Source organism: Parabacteroides sp. Y3-G-102, from assembly GCF_023656845.1.
GTDB classification, from domain to species: domain Bacteria; phylum Bacteroidota; class Bacteroidia; order Bacteroidales; family Tannerellaceae; genus Parabacteroides; species Parabacteroides distasonis.
This window is the reverse complement of the sequence record NZ_JAMOKU010000005.1, coordinates 49,256-63,031: the sequence shown is the minus strand read 5'-3', so window position 1 is coordinate 63,031 and position 13,776 is coordinate 49,256. Positions and strand designations below refer to the sequence as shown.

Here is a 13,776-nt window from a genome sequence, read left to right as displayed (position 1 = left end):
CAAAAATAGAATATCTACTGCTTAAATATGGATCCCATAGTCGTGTTTAACCTCGTCCATGACAAAAGTACTTCTCAACGAGCCCAAACTATCGATCGTTCCTAACACATTTAAAATAAACTCTTGATAATATTTCATATTGGGAGCGTGTATCTTCAATAAGTAATCATAATCGCCTGAAATATTATAGCACTCCGTTACCTCGGGGATTTCTTGGATAATCCGGGTAAACTCAAAAGCTATATCCTTATTCAGCCGAACCAATTTCACGCTACAAAAGACAACAAAGCCTTGATTCAGCTTCTCCGCATCTAGTACCGCTATATACTTCTTTATATATCCACTATTCTCAAGACGTTTTAAACGCTCGAACACCGGGGTTGACGAGAGACTGACCCTTGCCGCCAACTCTTTCGTAGTCAACCGGGCATTATCTTGTAACGTTCGGAGGATTTGCAGATCCACCTTGTCTAACTTATCTGAAACATTCATAAGAAAAAAATTCTATCGGATTGATTCCCCAACGTCCTTCGCCGAAGATGTATTCTATTTATAGCCCTAAAAATAGTATTATTTTCTATATTCTCAACGAATCTTGTCCAAAAAGCACACACATCATACATTTGCCAACAGAATAAGAACTAAATAAACAAGATGACTATGGCAACAAAGAAGTTACATTTCGAGACATTACAACTTCATGTAGGACAAGAACAACCGGATTCCGCAACCGACGCACGTGCGGTACCCATTTATCAAACAACTTCCTATGTATTCCATAACGCACAACATGCGGCAGACCGTTTCGGCCTACGTGACACGGGGAATATTTACGGACGTTTGACAAACTCCACGCAAGGCGTTTTCGAGGCACGTGTAGCTGCCTTAGAAGGAGGCGTGGCAGGTTTGGCCGTGGCTTCAGGAGCAGCGGCTGTCACCTATGCGTTACAGAACATAGTGAGGGCAGGAGATCATATTATCGCAGCCGATAATTTGTATGGCGGTTCCTTCAACCTGATCACCCATACACTGGCCTCCCAAGGCATTACTAATACGATTATCAATGTAAATGACCTAAACGCATTAGAAGCAGCTATCCGGGAAAACACGAAAGCCATTTATGTAGAGACATTCGGGAATCCTAACTCTGACGTAACGAATCTGGATGCGGTAGCGGAAGTCGCCCACCGACAGCATATTCCATTAATCGTAGACAATACGTTCGGAACCCCCTACTTGATTCGTCCGATCGAACATGGAGCTGACATCGTCATCCATTCCGCCACAAAGTTCATAGGGGGACATGGCAGTAGTCTAGGAGGCGTAATTGTAGATGGAGGTACTTTCGACTGGAAGGCGAATGCCGATAAGTTTCCTACATTAGCCAAACCAGACCCAAGTTATCATGGAGCCATATTTGCGGACGTAGCAGGTTCCGCCGCCTTTGTCACCCGTATCCGTGCGGTCATTCTTCGCGATACCGGGGCAACGATCTCTCCTTTCAATGCTTTTATCTTGTTGCAAGGATTAGAGACCTTATCCCTACGCGTGGAACGCCATGTAGCAAACGCATTGAAAGTCGTGGATTATTTATCAAAACATCCGAAAGTAGAAAAGGTGAATCATCCATCACTTCCTACCCATCCGGACCACGAACTTTACAATAAATATTTCCCAAATGGTGCCGGCAGTATCTTCACCTTCGAGATCAAAGGCAGGCAGGAAGCCGCTTGGAAATTCATCGACTCACTGGAGATCTTTTCCCTACTAGCGAATGTCGCCGATGTAAAGAGCCTTGTCATTCATCCATACACGACCACTCATTCCCAGATGAGTCCGGAAGAACTTGCCCAACAGCACATAACACCATCCACCGTACGCTTGAGCATCGGAACCGAATATATAGATGATATTATAGATGATCTGGATCAAGCTTTCGCTAAAATCTGATAGCGCACTTCCAAAAGGAAAAGGACAGAAGCAAAGAAGACGATCCCTGTTCGACACAAGGATCGCCTTTCTAATCAACATCACATCGAGCCAAGGTTACACTCATTTATTCTCAGCCAAATAGATATCCGTAAATGTCACAGCTCCGGTTAATCGGTTATTGTTGTTAGTTACATTTAACAATATGACATACTTGCGATACTGATCGGCAGTCAACGCCTCTTTCATCAGCTTCAAATTGCCATACACGGCTTTTTGCAATCGTTCATCCTGACGCTTCAGGTCTTTGCTCAAACTCTTTCTTTGTTCTTGTACAAAATAATCATTAATGTTAAGTACCTCCTCCATTTGGTAAGGAGCCAATCCTAGATAAGAACTCAATCGGCTAAACTCTACCGCAAACGGTTCTTTATTCCCATATTCATTCACACATTGCGCTTTCGCAAAATTCATTGTAGCACTCATTCCCAAAACCGCTACCGCCATAATTAACTTTCTCATAATACCTACAATTTACCTATTACAAAACCATTCACAAAACAAACACTCATTTTAGAGAAGATAGCCTAAACATTCTTTTGTTTCGGACTAATCCTTTTTTACAAACCTATTAACCTATCTAATGTGTATGATAAAACTCGGATTAACATCAAAATTTCAACTTACATCTTATTGATGTATCTCCTTGTTTGTATTGCAAAGATGAAGAATTATCGGATAGGCAGTTTCCGATTGTTGACGAAAAGGAAAAAATGGGGATTGAACACGAAAAGGGCAAAAAAATGCCGGCTTTAAGAGAACCGGCATTTCTATTTAATTATCATTCCAGACTTACTATCCAAGACTTAAACTCGGATGCTTTATTTTTACTAATATATATACGCTCAGGCACTTCTATATCCAAAGTAACGAGCAAACGGCTATCAAACCAAATTGTTATGTCCTTCACGCTATCACGAGAAATGATGAATTGTTTATTCGCACGGATAAAATCAGCAGGACTTAAAGAAGAAATTATCTGTTCCAATGTTTTAGCATATGGATACGAATTACCAGTCTTTAAATAAACATATGTATTCTTATCAGCCGTATAGAAACAAGACACATCTTTCAAGCTAATAGGCAACAATTTATCCTTAACAGGAATCAGTAGTTTATCCTTGTATTTAGGAGTAGTAGACAACTGTGTTAATTGGGATAAATAATGGATGATATCTTGATGATTCCATCGGCTAAACTTATCTAAGGCCCGTTTCAATTCTTCCGGCTTAATCGGCTTCAAGATATAGTCTATGCTGTTTACTTTGAAAGTGTCGATCGCATATTGATCGTACGCCGTAGTAAAGATGATCGGTACCTCCACCTCTATCTGGTCAAAAATAGCGAAAGCGGAACCGTCCGATAAATGAATATCCATAAAAATCAAATCCGGCCTCGGATTGGCTTGCAGCCAACGTACCGTTTGCCGGACACTCTCCGTATTTCCCATGATCTCAATCGTGGGATCTATTGTAACCAACATATCCGCTAAGTTCTCATAGGCGGCGGTCTCGTCCTCTACGATCAGTATTCTCATATAGCATCATTTTAGGGGTAGGTATACCTGAAACTCATCCTCATCAGATTCTACCCGTATTTGTTTATTCATTAATAGAAAGAAACGATTCTCCAGATTCTTAAGCCCGGTTCCATTCGTATCCGGTAAGGTCAATTTCGGATAGATTGGATTAGAAACAACCAGTTCCATTCGCTCGTTCAGCCGGATCAAGATATCCATTCGGTGCTCGCTGTCTATAATATTATGTACCGTCACGTTCTCTACCAACGGAAGCAAAGATAATACGGGAATTCGCAAGTTCCGCTTATCTTCGGGAACTTCGATCGTAAAAGTCAGCTTATTGGCGAAACGGACTACCATTACATGCTGAAAAGCCTCTATAAACGCAAGCTCCTCCGACAGTGGTACCAAATTCTTTTTATCACTCTGAAGGATATAACGGAATATATCGGACAATTTCGTAACATACAACAAGGTATTCTCATCGTTTTTCTTCCGTATCAAGGAGGAGATTCCATTCAATGAATTGAAAAAGAAATGCGGATTGATCTGGTTCACCAATGCATCGCAGCGGCTCTGCAAATTCTCGACACGCAGATTCTCGATCAATTGATCCTTTTCCCGTTGATTGTGATATAGCATTTGTATATAGCCGATCAAGGTACATAACAACGCCAACACGATAAACTGGAAGATAATGATACTCAAAAAACGATCATAACTAATAGTCAGGAAGGAGATCAATTTATAGACAACAAAGCCTCCAGAAACGTACAAGGCATTCCAGAACAACCGCTCGAAGAAGGAGGTACAATCCTCATGCTTCAAGTTACTTTTCAGCAAAAACCAAATAAGTCCCCAAAAGTAAAGAAAACGGAACCCAAAGAAGAGCAAAAACCCTTGATGATCGTTCGGAGCCAGATAGCTCATGTCACAAAAGATCCATGCCAAATTCGGATAGGCGATAAACACTGCGCAAACCAAACTGACCAACCAAGGTTTAGCCTTGACCACTGATATCTTTTCATCCAATGAACCCATACGATTGTATCTTTTTTCGTATACAAAGGAATAAAAAATCATTCACATCCTTCTCCAGTGCACGAAGAAAGCGAAAAAAAAGAGTTAAAGACGAATTTATCCCCGAATGATCATCCTACCGGTATCTTCAGTACTTGGCCCGGACGGATATCCGGACTTGACAGCCCATTCACCTTTTGTAAGGAAGAAGCGGTAACCCCAGGGTATTTCTTGGAAATCGAATAAAGTGAATCTCCCGATTTAACCTTATAAGAGACAAAATCTTTATTGGCGGAAGCGATCTGTTTTGTAGCGACGGAAGCCGACTTTTTCGTTGTTGTCGCAGTTGATTTCACCGGAGTCTTGGCAGCCGAGGCAAAAGCGACACCCCCATTATCTACATATAATCTTAACCGTTTTCCTTTCGCTACCCGGTTGGAGCCTAGCCCGTTCCATTTACGGATATCTTTCGCTGTCACTCCATAGCGATTAGCGATCGTATAAAGATTCTCACCACTCAATACCACGTGGGTGATTTTTTCCCGGGTCGCACCACTTGGTAAAGAGCCATTAGAGTTATTCGCGGAAATGCAATTCGCCAACAGTTCCTCGATCCGATGCGTATAGACCGTATCTTCTTTATCGATAAAAGCATAGGTTTCCGCCGCAGGTAGTTTCAAAACCGAAGGGCGGGTATTACCCGGAACGATGTCTCTTTTATATTGTGGATTTAACGCACGCAACGTCTCAATATCTACTTGCAATAGATCCGATACTTGCTGCAAATGTAGGGCATTATTCACCATGACCGTATCCGTGGCTAGCGGCAAGCTGGTTTGCATCGGACAGATGTTATGCTCGCAATAATAATTCATGACGTAATTGGCGGCGATAAATAAGGGGACGTATGAACGAGTCTCTTTCGGTAAATAAGGGAAGATATCCCAGAAGTCCGTCTTGCCCCCCGAACGACGGATCGCTTTATTCACGTTGCCCGGCCCGCAGTTATAAGATGCCAACACTAAATTCCAATCCCCATAGATAGCGTACATATCCTTGAAATACTTACAAGCGGCCTCGGTCGCTTTCAAGGGGTCCCGGCGCTCGTCCACCAAGCTATTAATCTCCAAGCCATAGCTCTTACCCGTAGGAAGCATGAATTGCCATAAACCACAAGCGCCCACACGAGAGAGGGCTACCGGATTCAAGGCACTTTCCACGACGGCGAGATATTTCAATTCAATAGGCAGGCCATGCTCATCCAACACCTGCTCGATTATCGGAAAATAAAAGTCTGCCATCCCCAGCATATAACGCACTAAATTTCGTTTACGCTCCGCATATAAGTCAATACAATCACGCACTATATTATTATAGGGCAAAGCGATCACGCTGGGAAGCCTAGACAGGCGGTCGATATAGACCGAATCCGGGAAATAGACATTCTCGTCGTCATCATGGCAAAAGTCCTCTCTTTTTGAGAAATATTGCACATGCCAAGTACGGAGCAAACTATCCACGTTCGCATCCAAGCTTTCCGGAATCAATCCGACCTCAGACTCCAGCGAGCTTAAGGTATCTTTTTCCTCAATTCGGGTCTCTTCCTGCGCATAGACCAATGAGACCAAACAATTTAAACAAATGAGTGCTAGCAGGTATCTTTTCATGTATATCAGAATTTTAGACTGCAATTCAATCCGTAAGTACGAGGCGTGACACTCGTCTTCGGACTAACAACCGGCTCCAAATGCAAGGATAAATCCGGTGATATATCAAAATCGAATAACTGGGCATCCACGTAGGCATCCACGATACTCAACGCATACACCCCGACCGTAATAATTATACTCAAGTCTCTATATCGACGAAAATAATCCTTCTGTCTTTTCAATTGATCCTTGAAATTTGAATTATTAATCGCATCCTCAGGAGCCATGGAAGTCAAGTCTTGCCAACTTTTACTCCAAGCATCCGGATTTTCCAGATTCTTAGCGGCATCATACATGATATCCTTATAAGCCGTCGAATAATCCTTATAATTCTTATTATTCCAAGTCACGGCATACATACATCCCATCAAGCCACCGTAAACGATTGGTAATTTCCAATATTTCCGGTTATAGATCTGTCCCAGACCCGGAACTAAGGCGAACAAGACCGCTTTTGTCGGATTCGGCTTAAAAGCCAGCTTCATCTTCACTTCCGGTACGCCCACCGAATCGGCCGCCATCAAGACGGCTTGCACGGTAGAATCCGGGGCAGCTACCTCCACGGAATCGGAAACTATAGCAGGAACGGCTTTCTCCGTCTTATCCTCCTGTGCGTTACCCATCCCGGCATAGCACATGAATCCGATCAAAAGGAGTATGATTCGATTTCTCATTTCAATTTATCCAGTAACCCGATCAATTGCTCCAACTCTTCTTCCGTGGCGAAAGGAATCGTAATTTTACCTTTTCCCTTCTCATTGCAAGTCAACTGGACTTTCGTATTGAAGTAACGGGACAAATGATCTTTCAGCAATTTAAACTCTTCCGGAAGTATCGGCTTACGATCCGATTTTTTCTTTTCCGGCAATTCCGGTTGTATTCCCTCGGCTATATTACGCACCATCTCCTCCACGTTACGAACGGAGAGTCCTTGAGCCAATATCTGCTCATATAAAGCTAATTGAACCTCCGGGTCATCCACAGGGATCAATGCCCGGGCATGTCCCATATCGATCTTCTTGTCCTTCAATCCTACTTGGATCTCGGCGGGAAGTTTCAACAAACGAAGGTAATTGGCGATCGTAGCACGCTTCTTTCCAACCCTTTCGCTCAACCCCTCTTGGGTCAAGCCGTAATTATCGATTAATTTTTGATAAGCTAACGCGATTTCGATAGAGTTCAAGTCCTCTCGTTGGATATTCTCTATCAAAGCCATCTCCACCACGTTCTCGTCGGCCGCCGTCTTAATATAAGCGGGAATACGCTCCAAACCTGCTTTAAGCGACGCACGATAACGGCGTTCACCAGAGATGATCATATATTGCTCGGGGCCGATTTCCTTCAACGTAATCGGCTGTATCACGCCTAACGAACGGATAGAGGTAGCCAACTCCTCCAAGGTCTCTTCCTCAAAGACAGACCGAGGTTGCTCCGGATTAGGCTGGATCTTGCTTAACTCGATCTCACTAATAGACGATGAACCACCTGTCTTCAGGTCATCCATCGTAATTAACGCGTCTAATCCACGGCCTAACGCCGATCTTTTTAATGCTGCCATAATCCTTTATTTTTTTCAACAATCTCCTGTGCCAACTGCATATGGTTGATAGATCCTTTCGAATCCGCGTCATACAATAAGACAGGTTTACCGTAACTGGAAGCCTCGCTCAACTTCACGTTTCGTTGGATCACGGTAGTAAATACCAAATCGCGGAACGGACGTTTCACTTCCTCATAAATCTGGTTCGCCAAACGCAGGCGGGAATCATACATAGTCAAGAGGAATCCCTCTATCTCCAGTGCCGGGTTCAGCTTTGATTTGATAATCTTGATCGTGTTCAACAGCTTACTGATACCTTCCAAGGCGAAATACTCGCATTGTACCGGGATAATCACCGAATCGGCGGCTGTCAAGGCATTCACGGTTATCAATCCCAAAGAAGGAGAGCAGTCGATCAGGATAAAATCGTACTTCTCTTTCAGCGGTGTCAATATCTGCTTCAAGATCCGTTCACGATTCTCCAAGTTTAGCATCTCGATCTCCGCTCCCACCAAATCGATATGAGAGGGGATGATATCCAGTCCTTCCACTTCAGTCTGTGTGATAGCGCCGCTCGCGTCCTCACCGTTTACCAGACATTCATAGATAGAAAGTTCTACATTACGTATATCCACACCCAGACCGGATGAGGCATTCGCCTGCGGATCAGCGTCTACGACCAGCACCTTTTTCTCAAGAGCGGCCAATGACGCAGCCAGATTAATCGTGGTGGTTGTCTTCCCGACTCCACCTTTCTGATTTGCTAAAGCGATAATCTTTCCCATACTATACCTAATTAATTCGAGGGCAAAACTAAACATTAAAAACTGAACCAAACAGGGTTCAATCAAAACAATGCTTGTTTTGTTGATAAATCGCCCTAACTGTTGATAACTCGCAAATATAAGCAGAATAAATCAAATAGAGGGTTATAAGGCTGGTATATAGGTGTTTTTTTGGAAATGATAACGAAGTTTTAAGTTACATACAGACCCATCCCATCCTTCGGGCAATGTCTTGGAATATATTTTTATCGCAGGAAGGAACCTTTATCGTATAGATCTCAGACCGTGATTCCACATGAAAATATCCCTTTTCCGGAAGCCTTTCCTCCGGCAAGGCCTTTCCCTCAAAAGACTGTAGCTCATAATGATTATCATTATAAGACACATTGAAATATTCATTGTCATTCTCCGGATTCAGATAAAGAGTCCTTAAATCGATCCTTCCTCCCAAATAATCATCCAGCCTAGAGGATGAAATCTTAATACCCGTATACCTGCATCCAGCCCCATCATCGAAAAGCAGGCATAAGTATTGCGTACCAAAAGAATCTTTAGCCACAAGGATTTGAGGCACACCATAAAACTCTAGGATCCTATCTAAAAACAAATTAGTCATAACATCATTACCTTTGCCTTATTTACATCAAAACAATAAGATCGCCACCAAGAATAATGAGCCACACCGAATGTCTTTTTAATCATGCCATCTTCTTTGCGAGAAGAAATCCAATGATTTCACAGGATCTCCTTCCGCAATTCTATAAAATACCCCACTACACGCCATAGCATCCGAAGGTGGACATAAGTCCGGTAGCTCCTCAAACCATTTCCTTTCTTCCATGATATCGCAAATATAAGCAGAATAAACAATATACCATATCAAGAATCCCATAAATATGACTAACGAGAAACCATAGCTAAACCACGTTTACCATTTTGACAATTTGTAATATCAAGTCCCGGAGAATCGATTTTTCCGGGCTGATGGACAGTTCATTCTCAAATACGAGAAAAAATTTCAGCAATCATTTACATGACAGCGTCTTATCGAAAAACGGCCTTTCATTCTAGCGGAATTCATTCATTGTAATTCATATTTAGTGGGTTGCTTGAGGGGGTTTATGGGGTTAGAACTGGGTCGTAACAAGGTTATGATGCCCATCCACAAGTATCAACAACCCTATTCTTGACTATTCACGATGCCCATCGGCACTACCGGCGTTGCCCAACGCGACCTATCGCATAGGCTTTCACCACTTATCACGTACAAAAAGGGGGCTTTTTCAATGAAAAATGCCGTTTACAGTCATCCAGCCTCTGCTATTTTACGCTCTCCACCGAAAAGGGATGTCACACATATAGACATTTATTTATCAAAAAGAAAGAATAACAGGGCAGTAGAGCCTAGAACCTGCACGAGTAGTCCTTACAATCCACGCCGGTAGTCGCATATGACAACACCGATACTCACACAAGGTGCTCATGAGAAAAGTATCTTAGTTTCATCGCCCCATACGCCTAAGATACTTCGCCAATGAACTTAGGATACTTGCTCAATGAAACTAAGATACCTTGTTTTTATATTTAAATATGAAACACTCGTAGGGGAACGCACAAAAGCCCCGCCGAAGTACATCGACGGGGCTCTATCTTATGAACTGTGTCTTTCCTTACGGAAATCCGGTCAGTTTTCTACTTATTTAACGATTGTCTTAACAGCCTCTTCACCATCAACAGCTACAGCTACGATACCAGCAGGTACAGCGATAGTTGCGTTGTCTGAAGTAAGAACTGTCTCAGCAACAACCTTACCTAAGATGTTAGTGATAACTACTGACTTACCAGCAGCGCCTTGAACAGTTACAGTACCGTTACCAGCTACTACAGATACACCTTCAACATTGTTGATGTTATCGTTAGATGTTACCATATCATCAGCATCAGTCTTAGGATAAGCATTGAATACTAATGCACCATCACCACCAGTCTTAGCGGCATCAAATCTAGAGCTAGCATCTGTCAATACTAAGCAACCATTGTGCATCTTCAACCAAGCAGCTTTCTTAGTCGGAGCAATCGCACTAGCAACATCACCAGCTACAGTCTGATATTGATTATCAGTTGCACCATATACATTAGACTCAATCAAGAATGAGTTGTTCGCACCCTCTTCGCCATCTACATAAGCTAATGCAGCCTTATCCGGATTTACATAACGGAATGACCAAGTTACGTTCTTGTGCTTGTCACCTGTCAATACATTGATGAACTTAGCATAGTTCTTATGGTAGTCAGCGCTGATTGCCTCGATACCCTCATTCTTCAATTGATCAGCAGTCATACCTTTGTATTTGCCAGTCAAGACAAACAAAGTATCACCATATTGAACAGCAGGAACGAAACCTACACGAGTGTAGCTACTGTTAGAAACAGCCTTCGTATTGAACAAGTATGGGTTAAGAGCCTCCTTACGATCTGCAACAGCAGCAGCAGAGTCTGAGTAGTTAACCAAATACTTACCATAGATAAATGCCGGAGTCTTCACATGAATAGCGTGTACACATTGATATGGGTCGTCTGTAACTTGACCATCAGCAGTGATGTGCTTACCTGTCTCAGTACAAGGAATGATCTTCTCACCCTCGATCAACTCACGATAAGCAGAAACCAAGTATTGAGGTTTAACCTTACCTGCGCCACGAGTTAACCATGCAGTGTCAATACGGAAAGCTAACTTACCATCAGCTTTAGCTTCACCCCAGATACCTGCGTAATCAACATCCTTGTTCAACAAGTTTCCATTATGCTCATCCATCAAATATTCACCACGGATAGTTTCCTTAAACATCAAGCTATCTGCTGAATTATCAACGTTCTCACCAAGAAGTGCATTGTTGAATTGACGATACAACGGAGTCTCATCCGGAGCGATGTAGAATGCAGAAGTTCTAGTCTCGTTCAACATTTGAGCTTTCAATGTAGCAGCACCATCATAGTCAGATACACCAGCCTTTGTTGAAGTAAGTTTCATCACATATTTACCAGCTTCTTTCGTTACAGCAATAACAGCATGATAGCACTTACCATCGATTTGGTTATTTTCCTTGAAGTAGTAACCAGATGTCAATTTCGTGTTATTGTCAGTAGAATATTGACTTACGTTGAATTTCTCTTCCTTATTTACAGACCAGATATTCTTTTTAGCATTGTCATTACTTGCTACATAAACAGTTCTGTAAAGGTTCTTTAATCCATTGATACGTTTAGCAACCGCAGCAGTAACAGGGAAACCATATTGAGCCTTAACAGCAGCTGCGTCATTTACCAAAGTATCCAAATTGAAAGCAGTCTTACCTTCTAATACAGTCAACGTAGAGTCTTTTGAAGACTTAGCGATGTATTTGTCTGTAGCATACGGATGCCAGTAGTTGAATGTATACTTGTTGATCATCAACTCTTCTTTATCCAAGTTCTTGTAACCTAACAATGAATCTGCTACAGAAGCAGCAGGAACAAGTTCAAAGAACAATGAATCTGTAGAATTGATAGTAACACCATTTGCAGAATTTACATCAGCTGTCAAGTACCAATAAGTAGCACCAGCCTTCTTATTCAAATTCAAAGTATAATCAGCAAGAACACCATCAGAGAACTCACGGTTATAAACCTCTAAAGTAGAGATATTATTCTTATCTGTTACGTTCTTCTTTAAGATTACCCATTGATAAGCCGGCATATGAGCTACATTCTGCTCATTAGCATTAACAGTTGTCCACTCGATCTCACCATTTCTGTAGATCGGAGAAGCCAAATACTTACCAGCCTTATTTGTGATGTAATATACACCATCCTTCAAAGAAGTCTTAGTAGACTCTACAGCTGTACAATCCTTGTAACCCAAAGAGATATGAGTATTTTGGTCTTTGCTGTCAACAGTCAAGATACGAGTTTCGTTCTTGATCAAATCCTGCAAAGAAACACGCCAGTTAGCACCAGTATTTGCAGCAGCATCTTCCCAATACTTAACGTTATCTTCTTTCCATGTAATTTGTTTTACATAGATATACAAGCTATCATAAGCAGGAGAATAAAGGAAAGCGAACTTGTGTTGATCTTTAATAGCACTATTCTCTACTGCATCTAGAGCTGTACCAGTCTCACCCTTTTTCGTCCAGTTATAAGCTAAGAACTTGTAACCAGTCTCATTTGTATAAGCTGTATCAACTTTCAAATAAGCTTCTTTCTTCAAGTCAGAAACAAACAAATAACGGCTATCAGCATCACCAGCACCTTCAGCTACAAACTTATTAGCGTTAAACGGATTCGTTAAAGTAGTACCTAGGATATCTTTATCGAAACCTAACTTAACACCAGCATCAGCTTTTTGGTTACCAAAGATAGTGTTCAACTCGTTAGCGCTCAAATAAACCTGTCCAGGAGCTTGCAATGTAAATGCTGCAAAAGTATTATTTTGAACATCCTTAGCTGCCCATTTCTGGACTTTCACACCATTGGTAGTAGTGAAACCAACAACAGAGTCAGTTGTAAAGTAAGAGAACAAAGGTCTCTTATCTTCCAATTTCGTAATAGTTCTAGAGAAAGCCCAACCTGCGATTTCTCCACCTGTAGTCGGAGTCAAATCCACTTGGCTTTCAGATTTCAGAATTTCAGCCATCGTGATATCCAACATACGACCTGTACCCTTGTTCATGAAGTCAAACTTAGGAGCTTGACCCTGATTCTCGGAAGAAACAGTAACACACCAAAGCGTGTTTGCTAAGCCAGTGGAAGTAGAGGAAGACGCAACCAATGATAAAACACCATCTTCGTCCATAGACAAGACCTTACCGGATGCCTCATCTTTCAATTGGAAAAGGCCAGAGTTAGCACCCTCAACTAATTTCCCGATTGAATAAGCACCATTTGCCGTAGGCAAAACGTTTTGTGCCGGTGTTGTCTGCGCATTTGCTGACATCGCACTTAAAAGCGCAACACCAGCTAAAAGAGTAGAAAACTTTTTGTTCATAATTAAATAATTTAATATTAATACTAAAGTGTAATAAGCTCTTTAACAACGATCGCTCTCTTAAAAATCAATACAAACGGCGATCGACTTTATTCATCATTTGCAAAGGTACGCGTTTCTTTGATTCGCGCAACCCTTCTTTATCATTTTTTTCTCGCCATATAGGCTTTCTTATCAATCAAATAGAC

General features: G+C 41.9%; 12 protein-coding genes. 1 reads left to right on the top strand and 11 read right to left on the bottom strand.

Annotated elements, in window-relative coordinates; translation table 11 throughout:
- Positions 1-21: 21 nt before the first annotated feature.
- Complete coding sequence (locus NBH16_RS03740; protein WP_005861270.1) at positions 22-492, bottom strand: Lrp/AsnC family transcriptional regulator; 471 nt, start codon at positions 490-492, stop codon at positions 22-24.
- A gap of 168 nt (positions 493-660) precedes the next feature.
- Here NBH16_RS03740 and NBH16_RS03735 point away from each other — a divergent pair, with 168 nt between their 5' ends.
- Complete coding sequence (locus tag NBH16_RS03735) at positions 661-1,950, top strand: O-acetylhomoserine aminocarboxypropyltransferase/cysteine synthase family protein (RefSeq protein WP_048927951.1); 1,290 nt, start codon at positions 661-663, stop codon at positions 1,948-1,950.
- Positions 1,951-2,052: 102 nt separating this feature from the next.
- On the opposite strand, the gene NBH16_RS03730 is transcribed toward NBH16_RS03735, so the two are convergent.
- The 10 genes from NBH16_RS03730 to NBH16_RS03685 all read right to left on the bottom strand — a co-directional run bounded on the left by NBH16_RS03730 (position 2,053) and on the right by NBH16_RS03685 (position 13,588).
- Positions 2,053-2,451: a hypothetical protein gene (locus NBH16_RS03730; RefSeq protein WP_005861266.1), complete on the bottom strand. Its 399-nt coding sequence runs from the start codon at positions 2,449-2,451 to the stop codon at positions 2,053-2,055.
- Positions 2,452-2,770: 319 nt separating this feature from the next.
- Entirely contained in the window at positions 2,771-3,526 is a 756-nt protein-coding gene (locus NBH16_RS03725; RefSeq protein WP_250788111.1) for a LytR/AlgR family response regulator transcription factor, read from the bottom strand.
- 6 nt (positions 3,527-3,532) lie between these two features.
- Positions 3,533-4,591 carry a sensor histidine kinase gene (locus NBH16_RS03720; RefSeq protein WP_172514233.1) on the bottom strand — a complete coding sequence of 353 codons (1,059 nt, stop codon included), beginning with the start codon at positions 4,589-4,591 and terminating at the stop codon, positions 3,533-3,535.
- 68 nt (positions 4,592-4,659) lie between these two features.
- Complete coding sequence (locus NBH16_RS03715) at positions 4,660-6,195, bottom strand: lytic transglycosylase domain-containing protein (RefSeq protein WP_048927948.1); 1,536 nt, start codon at positions 6,193-6,195, stop codon at positions 4,660-4,662.
- Between the two features lie 5 nt (positions 6,196-6,200).
- On the bottom strand, positions 6,201-6,911 hold the full coding sequence (locus NBH16_RS03710) for a DUF5683 domain-containing protein (protein WP_005866821.1): 711 nt from the start codon (positions 6,909-6,911) through the stop codon (positions 6,201-6,203).
- Complete coding sequence (locus tag NBH16_RS03705; RefSeq protein ID WP_008773872.1) at positions 6,908-7,795, bottom strand: ParB/RepB/Spo0J family partition protein; 888 nt, start codon at positions 7,793-7,795, stop codon at positions 6,908-6,910. The genes NBH16_RS03710 and NBH16_RS03705 overlap by 4 nt, the downstream gene beginning before the upstream one ends.
- Positions 7,783-8,562: a ParA family protein gene (locus tag NBH16_RS03700; RefSeq protein ID WP_005861254.1), complete on the bottom strand. Its 780-nt coding sequence runs from the start codon at positions 8,560-8,562 to the stop codon at positions 7,783-7,785. Before NBH16_RS03700 ends, NBH16_RS03705 begins: the two co-directional genes overlap by 13 nt.
- A gap of 196 nt (positions 8,563-8,758) precedes the next feature.
- Positions 8,759-9,178, bottom strand: coding sequence for a DUF6575 domain-containing protein (locus NBH16_RS03695; RefSeq protein WP_005866817.1), 420 nt, complete (start codon positions 9,176-9,178; stop codon positions 8,759-8,761).
- A gap of 78 nt (positions 9,179-9,256) precedes the next feature.
- On the bottom strand, positions 9,257-9,403 hold the full coding sequence (locus tag NBH16_RS03690) for a hypothetical protein (protein WP_226766666.1): 147 nt from the start codon (positions 9,401-9,403) through the stop codon (positions 9,257-9,259).
- Between the two features lie 855 nt (positions 9,404-10,258).
- Positions 10,259-13,588, bottom strand: a complete 3,330-nt coding sequence (locus tag NBH16_RS03685) for a DUF6383 domain-containing protein (RefSeq protein WP_005866815.1) — start codon at positions 13,586-13,588, stop codon at positions 10,259-10,261.
- Positions 13,589-13,776 lie beyond the last annotated feature (188 nt).